We start from the raw sequence: 8853 nt of genomic DNA, 5'->3' as shown, positions 1-8853 counted from the left end.
TTATGGCTTATGGCTTATGGCTTATGGCTTAGGTCTGAGCACCAACCTTAACCCGTCGCTTTTATGCGAAAGTTTAAGCACTAAATCTCGAACGCTAAACTTTGATCAATAACGAGGCGGTGCGAAAACGATAGAGTAGGGATGGATCTAAATAAAAGGGATGTGGAATGGATATCTGGTTGTTGGTTGCTTTGATACTAATGAGCCTGTTTTTGATTGTGATCGTTATTGCCGCGAGCAACAATGGCAGCCATCTAAAAGGCAATGTGGTGATTTCTCTTACTGCAGTGGCTTTGAGCGTGCTGGTCTGGTCTCAACTGAAACAAGAGTTACCTCAACTTCCTTTGGATGATAGCAATAACTACACGGCGACAGACTTCGAAGATGATCTTCAGCAAAGCCTCAAACAAGACCCGAATCAATCCGACTTATGGTTTAAGCTTGGTGGTGTGTACATGCAGAAAGGGGAGTTTGATGCGGCATTCACTTGTTACGATTATGCGATTCGCTTAGATCCTCAAGCGCCTTCGGGCCTCTATGCTGCCAAAGCAACCGCACTTTACTATCTTCGTTCTCAAGCGATGAGCGATGACGTGAATGCGTTACTGGATCACTCCATGCAGCTTGATCCCAATGATCGTACGGCATTGATGCTGATTGCGACCGATCACTTCATTAGTATGCGCTATCAACAAGCGATTGATGCGTGGACTCAAATCTTAGATTCCAATCAAAAGGGCATTGATCGTGTTTCTATTATCCATTCGATCAACCAAGCCAAACAGATGATCCGCTAGGCTTGGTCAATAGGCTGTTCTTCCTGATTAGCCTTTGAAACGACTTACTTTTGAAGCGATTAGCCTCTAAAGCCATTAATCTCTCAAGTTATTGGCTTTCCTGCATTTCGATTAAGCCACCAGCATTGTGGATTTGAGTAAACCCTTGAGCGCGCAAGAATTGATAAGCTTGCCCTGAACGATTGCCACTGCGGCAATACAACACGATGGGTTGGTCTTTATCTATCTTAGCAAAGTGAGTAGCCACTTCAGAAAGAGGGTAGTTGATGGCGTTATTTAGATGCCCTTGTTCGAACTCTGCAGGTGTTCTGACATCAACCACTAATGCACCTTTCTCTATTAATTCCCACCCTGTCTCAGCACGCTCAGATGCGTGAACGCCTGAACTGAGTAGTGCAATACATAATGCCGAAAGCGAAAGTAAGATTTTCATTGTTTATTCCTTGAATTGGCGAGTGGATTAGGGGTATCGATATTGATGTGTCTTCCCCTAAAACCTAAAAAAACCAGCCACACAACAATAGTGTGACTGGTTTTTACTTAATGGTCTAATTGAAGAAACTAGTATTCGTAGTTGGCTTCACGCTTTTCAGCTTGCTCTTCCCATTTAGGAACAACCGTGTCTAAGAAGTGTTGTTTCTCAGCGTTCATCTTATCCATGTCCATTCCAAGCGCTTTTTGAGCCGCTTCTTTTGTCGAGATATCTGGAATTTCGATTGGATCGGTGATGCCTTTCTTCGCCAGTAGACGAACAATTTTAGTACGAGCATCCGCAGCGCGGTCAACGGCAGTACCTAGCACTTCTAGAGCGATTTCAGGTGCATGCATATGAATGCCGTGAGACGCAATAGCGTAGTCCCAACGCCATTGAGCGTGACGGATATCCAGTAGGATAGGCTCCATCTCTTGCTCTGTCGCACCCGCTTCCCATGCCGCGCCTGCTTCAAAGTGAGCGGCTACGATTTGTTTCTCAGCAGTCAGCTTCATGTTCAGAACTTGCGCTTTACGGCTTGAAACGATGTTACGCATGGTTTCTTTCGATTGAGTGTGACAGTTTGCACACGTATCTTCGAAGCGGTCGAATGGGTTACCCACTTTATGGTCGGTATAAACAGTGCCATCTTCTTTGGTCACTTTCGGCATATGACAGTCAGCACAAACGACTTTGTTCTTACCATGGATGCCTTCGCGCCATGTTTCAAAACCTGGGTGTTGTGCTTTCAGCATTGGTGCTTTCGATACTTTATGCGTCCAATCTTTAAAGTTGATTGCATCATAGTAGCGTTCCATGTCGCCAACGGTTGTACCTTGGTCCCAAGGGAATTTCACACCTTTGGTTGGCCCTGTGAAGTAGTATTCCACGTGGCACTGAGCACAAACAGAAGCTTGTTGGTCTAAGCGGCTTTGTTCATCAAACTTTTTACCAATCGTTTCAAATGCACGTTCAACGTAAGGACGAGTCACCTTAAGTGCTGGTTCACCATTTTTAAAGCCTTCGCTTTTGGTATCGTGACAGTCTGAACAGCCGATAGGGTTAATGATCTCGTTGCCAAGACGCGCCCACTTACCTTCGAAGTAACCATCTTCGCCACGTTCTTCAATAACACGTGCTACATCTGGGCTCTTACAGCTCCAACATGCCATTGGCATTGGGCCTGAGCTTTCGTCCGTTGGGCCGCCAGTACGAAGCGTTTGTCGTACATCGTCAATCGCATAAAAGTGACCACGTGCCTTGTTGTAATCTTTTGCGAAGCCGTAGCCAGCCCACATGATAACCATGTTGGGATCTTCTTTTAGTGCATCTTCAATAACTTCGCTTTCTGAAGTCTGTCTCCATGAATGATATTGATCTGGGTGGTTTTGCTCGAACTGGTCGTTACGAGGATCGCCAATTTCTTTTTGTTCAGACGCAGCAAAACTGGTCGCGCTTGCTAGTGATGCGCTAACCATTAATAGTGCTGTGACCGAATTACGTATCCAATGCTTTTTCACAGTGATATCTCCAATATACTGATTCTTATACCAAGCGTTGTGAGTTTGCTATTCAAATTAAGAACTGGAGAATTCCTGTTTATATTAATTCATAAACAAACACATTTTGTTACGTGTTGGATATAGCTTGTCTTAGATCAATTAATGGTAGTGACTTCAATCACGTTGAAGTTTATATACCCCTAAAGGGGTATTGGTTGGCAGTATTATTAAAATTTAATTGAGAATTATTATCATATATAACAATCAATTACCTAAATTGACCACGATATAAATAGGGTGATTGCGTTCACAGATTAACCCATCCAAATTTCGTATTACCCAATTAGAGGTATATTCTAACTATAGAAAGCGTTGTGGCTTATCCAAAATAAGAATTGATATCATTTAAGCGGTAATAATATCGTTTAAGGGTACTTTTGTTTAACCGGAATATTATTTAGTTGAGAGTTAAATAATGCCGGTATAAGGAAAGGATAAAATGGGCAATATTAAATTGGCCATAGTCATAATGCTTAAATCCCTTCTAGCATTCTGCCTCTATGGTTATTCCATTCATGCTGTTGCTGAGCCTGCTGTTACGCCAGTAGGAGAATCAACAAGACATGAAGTCGAATTAATCCGCGACAAAGACTACAAGTGTGTTCAATGCCATAAAGATTCAAAAGAAACGGTATTGGGTTCACATGGTGAAAGTGCACACGCTTTGCTTGGCCGCGAAGTAAATTGTACCGACTGTCATAGTTCTATTAGCCCCGATCACCGTGAAGGTGCGCCTGAAGTGGTGAAGTATCGCGAGGCTCAATCACAACCGGGAACTGAAAAGGTTTTCCTAGACCCTAGCTTAATTTTAGATGCCAATAGCCAATGTATCGATTGTCACAAGCCTGATGATCTGCGTGAAGCGAGTTGGACTCACGATGTTCACGCGCAAAACTTAACGTGTTCAAACTGCCATGATGTTCATGCGACTGAAGCAAAGGTGTTGGGCTTAGATAAGAAGCAAACCATCAAGCTGTGTGTGGATTGCCATTCAGACTTCAACCAGAAGAAAGAAGAGGAGTAATCTATGAGCTGCTCAAGAAGAAACTTTTTAGCAGGCGCTGGTGCCGTTATTTTTACCACAGGTGTAGCGGGAACTGCGGCGGTAACAAGTCGCAAGACGCTAGCCAATGTTCAAGAAGATGGCACTAAACGTTATGGAATGATTCATGACGAAACCGCTTGTATTGGTTGTACCGCCTGTACCGAAGCATGTCGTGAAGTAAATAAAGTACCTGAAGGTGTATCGCGCTTAGAAATTATTAAGAGTGAGCCCCAAGGCGAATATCCCAATGTTGATTACCGTTTTACTCGTAACTCTTGCCAGCATTGTGATAACGCACCTTGTGTGATGGTTTGCCCAACAGGCGCGGCCTACAAAGATGAAAAAACCGGCATTGTCGACGTTCATCAAGAGAAGTGTGTCGGTTGTGGTTATTGTCTATTGGCTTGCCCATATCAAGTGCGCTTTTTCCATCCTGAGAACAAGTCCGCAGATAAATGTAACTTCTGCCGTGATACCAATCTTGCACAAGGGAAGTTGCCTGCTTGTGTCGAATCTTGCCCGACCAATGCGCTGGTCTTTGGCGATCTAAATGACCCTGAGAGTGAGATAAACCAGGTGCTTCAATCTGAGGTGGTTTACAGAGATAAAGCTTATCTAGGTACTCAGCCAAAACTCTATAAAGTGCCACACCAAAAAGGGGAGATTTGATTATGAGTGCATGGGACGCAGCTTTTCAGTCTGGTACCGTGGTATGGGACTGGATTATAGCAATCTATCTATTTCTCGCGGGGATGTCGGCGGGTGCCGTAATGATCTCCATTTACCTAAAACGTAAGGTCATTGAAGGCGATCCTGCTCATAATGGTGTGTTAAAGGCCACGGCTTTTCTTGCGCCATTTGGGATCATTTCAGGTCTGCTTATCTTGGTTTTCCACCTGACAAAACCGTTATCCTTTTGGAAGATCATGATCTTCTATAATCCAACGTCTGTGATGTCGATGGGTGTGATCTTATTCCAAGTATATATGGTGATCTTATTCCTTTGGATCGGCATTATATTTAGAGATCAAATAGTCGTGTTCTTGAATGATCAAGCATGGCTAAAAGGCCGACTTGATTTTGTCGGTAATTGGATTGGCAAATTAGAAGTGTTTGAGAATGCTCTGGAAATATTCTTAGCTGTTCTTGCTCTGATGCTTGCCGCTTATACCGGATTCTTGCTTTCAGCTTTAAATACTTTCCCACTATTGAATAACCCAGTGCTGCCGATTTTGTTCTTATTCTCGAGCTTATCTTCGGGAGCGGCGGCGTGTATTTTATTTGGTGTGCTGGTCTTTAAAGAATCACCTCATAGCCTGACTATTTCATGGATTCACGGATTCGAACGTCCAGTCGTGATGTTTGAGTTGTTTGTTCTAATTACTTTCTTTACTGGGCTGATCTTCGCTGGTGGTCAAAGTGAACAAGCAGTATGGAATGCAATTGGTAGTGGTTTCTGGGCGAGTTGGTTCTGGTATGGTGTCATCGGTGTCGGTATGGTTTTACCGTTGCTGCTGAATGCCGTTACACCAACCTCAATCCGCCATAGCTCGGTGTATATTTTCTCCGTGACTTCGCTAAGCCTAATGGGCGTATTGATGCTACGAACTTTTGTTCTTTATGCAGGGCAGTTAACGATAGCTTAATTTTGCTCAAGTTTATTAGTGAGCAGATGTTGGATACTAAATATCTGCTTATTAATGAACATGCTTTAAACAAATATGAGATGCGTGTTCAGATCGGCTCTGCTCAAGCGGAGCCTTATTGAGGTGATATGGTCGGTTCTTTGGGGCTGTTTAGTTTAGTGTTGGTTGCTGTACTCAGTAGCATTATTGGTGTGCATTCGTTTTATCAAATGCTAAACAAACGGACGCAAAATATAGGTTTAATCCGCAGTTTCTCTCTTTCAAGTGCGCTGTTTTCTCTCACTTCTGTTGCATTGCTTGGCTATGCTTTTGTCAGTGATGACTTCTCTATTCTCTATGTCGCTGAACATTCAAATACTCAATTACCCTCATTTTTTAAGCTAGCAGCCGTATGGGCAGGCCATGAAGGTTCCTTGTTATTTTGGGTACTGACGATTAGCGTTTGGTCTGGCGTGATTGCCTTACAAAAACACTATTCGAATGAATACCAAAGCCGTGTGTTGTGGGTAATGAATCTACTGCTCGCGATATTTGCTTGGTTCACGTTATTCGCATCAAATCCATTTGAAATGAACTCGATCTTGCCGCTAGAAGGGCGTGACCTTAACCCAATGTTGCAAGATGTCGGGCTGATCTTTCATCCTCCATTACTTTACCTTGGCTATGTCGGTTTTTCTGTGGTGCTGGCATTTGCTGTAGCCGCTTTGCTGGTTGATCCTATTGAGTTTGATTGGGTTGCCCATTGTCGCAGTTGGTGTCTAGTCGCTTGGATCTTTTTAACTGCAGGGATCATTCTTGGTTCTTGGTGGGCGTATTACGAATTAGGCTGGGGCGGCTGGTGGTTCTGGGATCCTGTTGAAAATGCCAGCTTGTTGCCGTGGCTTACTTCAACAGCTTTACTGCACAGTCTAGGCGTTGCTAAGGGCAAACAACAGCTCTTGAAATGGTCTCTCAGCCTTGCTTTCATTACGTTTTGTTTGAGTATCTTAGGCACCTTTATTGTTCGTTCTGGCGTATTAACGTCGGTGCATGCTTTTGCCGTTGACCCAACCAAAGGTATCGCACTGCTACTTATATTAGTGTTGGTACTGGTGAGCTCATTTTCTCTGCTTATCATCAGAGGAGAATCTTTTGAATCTAATCCGATTACCAGCTTCGCCAGCAAAAGTTTTTTGAGCTTAGTTGCGGTACTCATTTTTGTCCTGGCGACCGCTGTTGTGGTGTTTGGTACGTTTTATCCAATGGTCTTTGAACTGCTTGGGTTGGGGAACATATCGGTAGGTGCGCCTTACTTTAATCTGTTGATTGCTCCTTTGGCTTTGCTTGCGTTAGCCGTCGTCGGCTTAGCCCCTTTACTGAGTATTAAACCTCAAGCGACTAAAGGTGTTATTACGCTGATCGCTCTAGTATCTATTGGTCTAGGGTTCGCCTGTTACGCTTTGCAAGTCGAGCAGACCCAAGTGATGGTATTAATGACATGGTCACTCGCATTTTGGGTTTTACTCACTCATGTGTATGGCTTGGCGGTAACGCGCGGCGCTAAGTTCCAAAGCAAAGTCTGGGTGATGACTTTTGCTCATGTCGGGGTTGCAGTACTCGCTGTAGGCGCTGCAATGAATAGCTATCACTCATTTGAGCGCAGCTATAAACTAAGCCCGGGCGCACAAGTAGAGTTCATGGATTGGACGCTTTCTCATCGTGATACCGAGCTTTATGTCGCCTCAAATTTTACCGCAGAGAAGGCGATACTAAACTTAGATGCCGACGATAAAAGATTTACCATAGCGCCAGAAAGAAGACACTACCAAGTTCGAGTCATGAACATGAGTGAGCCTGCAATGAAGTGGTTCTGGCATGGCGATGTTTATATCACCATGGGCGAGAAAGTAGATTCCACCGCTTATGCATTTCGAGTGCAGTACAAGGCGTATGCACGCTGGATCTGGTTTGGTGGGTTGTTCTCCATTCTTGGCGCTTTACTCTCATTGAGTCATCGTAAAAAGAAAACCGTTAAGGCGTCACAGTATGCATACCAGCGTTCGTAACAAGCTCATCACGTTAATTATCTTGGCATTAATGGTGGTGTTGGGTTTTGCCTTTGCGCTCAATAATAAGCAGCAATCGACGATTGTGTCGGAGCAAAAAAGGGCATTCCCAGAATTCATATCTACTGCGTTAGCGAATAGTGAAGGCATCAGTAGTAAACAGGAAATTACGTTGGCTGATGTCACTCAGCATCCTTATCAACTGGTTAATGTATGGGCTTCGTGGTGCGGTATATGTAAAACTGAGCACGCTTTTTTGCTCAAACTTCATGATAAAGGTATTCCAATTGTTGGGCTCAATTATCGAGATAACTCCGGGGCAGCGATCAATGTGTTATCGAGCGATGGCAATCCGTACTCAACGGTGATCAGTGATCCTCAAGGTAAGCTAGCGTTAGAACTCGGCGTAATCGGTACTCCTGAAACGTATCTGGTCGACGCTGACGGCCAAATCATTAAGAAGTTACTGGGCGTGATCAACAAATCAGTGTGGCAAGAAGAACTTGCGATGTATTTTGATGGTGCGAATGGATGATGAAGCCTTTAATACAAGCACTCGTTGTGCTGTCTACGCTTATGGTTATTAGTTTTCCGACTTTGGCAGAAGATCTGTTTACAGCCAGTAATAAGGATACGAGTATTCAAGTTGAACTGTTTGAGTTTGAAAACCCAGAACAACAGCAGCGCGCTATTACATTGGCAAAAACCCTACGTTGCCCGCAATGCCAGAATCAAAACTTGATTGAGTCGAACTCTCCAATTGCAAAAGACTTACGCCTCGTTGTATTCAATATGGTGAAAGCAGGGAAGAGTAATAATGAGATTACTCAATATATGACGGAAAGGTTCGGTGAATTTGTGCTCTATAAACCAGCAATGAGTGTTTCAAACTTATTACTTTGGCTACTTCCGAGCGTATTATTTCTCTTATTTATATATCTATCAGTAAAAAGTGTTAGAAAGAGCTCATAAAAATTATGTATTACTGTTTACCAATTGACCTGTATTTTGTAACATTAAAGGATTATAAAGGCTAAGCACTGTTATATAAGGATGTATCTGTGGATAACGTAATCTCAAATTTAAAGAAAGAGTTCCATACTCGTGTCCGATCTGACAAATGGGCAGAAAAATACAGTGCAAAGTCGAGCATTTCTACGCTTACTCAAGAAGAGTTAAACGAATTAGAGAACGCTTGGGTTCAGCTTGTCATCTGGAAGCAAACTCAAGTAAGTTGATCGTTCTGTAAAAAATCGTAGTCTTAGCCGCAACTGATTAATTTATAA

The 8853-nt window shown here is 43.3% G+C and carries 10 protein-coding genes; 8 read left to right on the top strand and 2 right to left on the bottom strand.

Annotated elements, in window-relative coordinates:
* The first annotated feature begins 167 nt into the window (after nt 1–167).
* The gene (locus tag H5300_RS13415) at nt 168–797 is read left to right on the top strand and encodes a tetratricopeptide repeat protein (RefSeq protein WP_182796159.1); all 630 of its coding nucleotides are present in this window, start codon (nt 168–170) and stop codon (nt 795–797) included.
* 88 nt (nt 798–885) lie between these two features.
* Here the strand turns inward: H5300_RS13415 and H5300_RS13410 are convergent, their stop codons facing one another.
* Both H5300_RS13410 and nrfA read right to left on the bottom strand, forming a co-directional pair.
* Complete coding sequence (locus tag H5300_RS13410; protein ID WP_182796158.1) at nt 886–1230, bottom strand: rhodanese-like domain-containing protein; 345 nt, start codon at nt 1228–1230, stop codon at nt 886–888.
* A gap of 128 nt (nt 1231–1358) precedes the next feature.
* The gene (gene nrfA / locus H5300_RS13405) at nt 1359–2789 is read right to left on the bottom strand and encodes an ammonia-forming nitrite reductase cytochrome c552 subunit (protein ID WP_017091593.1); all 1431 of its coding nucleotides are present in this window, start codon (nt 2787–2789) and stop codon (nt 1359–1361) included.
* Nucleotides 2790–3270: 481 nt separating this feature from the next.
* Between nrfA and nrfB the strand changes: the two genes are divergently transcribed.
* The 7 genes from nrfB to H5300_RS13370 all read left to right on the top strand — a co-directional run bounded on the left by nrfB (nt 3271) and on the right by H5300_RS13370 (nt 8805).
* Nucleotides 3271–3855 carry a cytochrome c nitrite reductase pentaheme subunit gene (nrfB, locus tag H5300_RS13400; protein ID WP_004733372.1) on the top strand — a complete coding sequence of 195 codons (585 nt, stop codon included), beginning with the start codon at nt 3271–3273 and terminating at the stop codon, nt 3853–3855.
* Nucleotides 3856–3858: 3 nt separating this feature from the next.
* Nucleotides 3859–4545, top strand: coding sequence for a cytochrome c nitrite reductase Fe-S protein (gene nrfC, locus H5300_RS13395; RefSeq protein WP_004733373.1), 687 nt, complete (start codon nt 3859–3861; stop codon nt 4543–4545).
* A gap of 2 nt (nt 4546–4547) precedes the next feature.
* The gene (gene nrfD / locus H5300_RS13390; RefSeq protein ID WP_065681530.1) at nt 4548–5522 is read left to right on the top strand and encodes a cytochrome c nitrite reductase subunit NrfD; all 975 of its coding nucleotides are present in this window, start codon (nt 4548–4550) and stop codon (nt 5520–5522) included.
* A 128-nt stretch (nt 5523–5650) separates the two neighbouring features.
* Entirely contained in the window at nt 5651–7567 is a 1917-nt protein-coding gene (locus H5300_RS13385; RefSeq protein WP_182796157.1) for a heme lyase CcmF/NrfE family subunit, read from the top strand.
* Nucleotides 7548–8102, top strand: coding sequence for a DsbE family thiol:disulfide interchange protein (locus H5300_RS13380; protein WP_182796156.1), 555 nt, complete (start codon nt 7548–7550; stop codon nt 8100–8102). The genes H5300_RS13385 and H5300_RS13380 overlap by 20 nt, the downstream gene beginning before the upstream one ends.
* Nucleotides 8099–8539 (top strand): heme lyase NrfEFG subunit NrfF, encoded by a 441-nt coding sequence (gene nrfF, locus H5300_RS13375; protein WP_004733377.1) that lies wholly within the window; start codon nt 8099–8101, stop codon nt 8537–8539. The genes H5300_RS13380 and nrfF overlap by 4 nt, the downstream gene beginning before the upstream one ends.
* A gap of 89 nt (nt 8540–8628) precedes the next feature.
* A complete protein-coding gene (locus tag H5300_RS13370; RefSeq protein ID WP_004733378.1) occupies nt 8629–8805 on the top strand; it encodes a hypothetical protein in 177 nt (58 codons plus the stop codon).
* Nucleotides 8806–8853: the final 48 nt, after the last annotated feature.

Origin of the sequence: Vibrio sp. SG41-7 (assembly GCF_014164465.1) — a bacterium.
GTDB classification, from domain to species: Bacteria; Pseudomonadota; Gammaproteobacteria; order Enterobacterales; family Vibrionaceae; genus Vibrio; species Vibrio splendidus.
This window is presented reverse-complemented; position numbering and strand designations above follow the sequence as displayed.

Excerpts from the sequence above, each read along its gene's own strand:
- H5300_RS13415 (WP_182796159.1), top strand. The coding sequence starts at position 168 with ATGGATATCTGGTTGTTGGTTGCTTTGATACTAATGAGCCTGTTTTTG.
- H5300_RS13410 (WP_182796158.1), bottom strand. The coding sequence starts at position 1,230 with ATGAAAATCTTACTTTCGCTTTCGGCATTATGTATTGCACTACTCAGT.
- nrfB (WP_004733372.1), top strand. The coding sequence starts at position 3,271 with ATGGGCAATATTAAATTGGCCATAGTCATAATGCTTAAATCCCTTCTA.
- nrfC (WP_004733373.1), top strand. The coding sequence starts at position 3,859 with ATGAGCTGCTCAAGAAGAAACTTTTTAGCAGGCGCTGGTGCCGTTATT.
- nrfD (WP_065681530.1), top strand. The coding sequence starts at position 4,548 with ATGAGTGCATGGGACGCAGCTTTTCAGTCTGGTACCGTGGTATGGGAC.
- H5300_RS13385 (WP_182796157.1), top strand. The coding sequence starts at position 5,651 with ATGGTCGGTTCTTTGGGGCTGTTTAGTTTAGTGTTGGTTGCTGTACTC.
- H5300_RS13380 (WP_182796156.1), top strand. The coding sequence starts at position 7,548 with ATGCATACCAGCGTTCGTAACAAGCTCATCACGTTAATTATCTTGGCA.
- nrfF (WP_004733377.1), top strand. The coding sequence starts at position 8,099 with ATGATGAAGCCTTTAATACAAGCACTCGTTGTGCTGTCTACGCTTATG.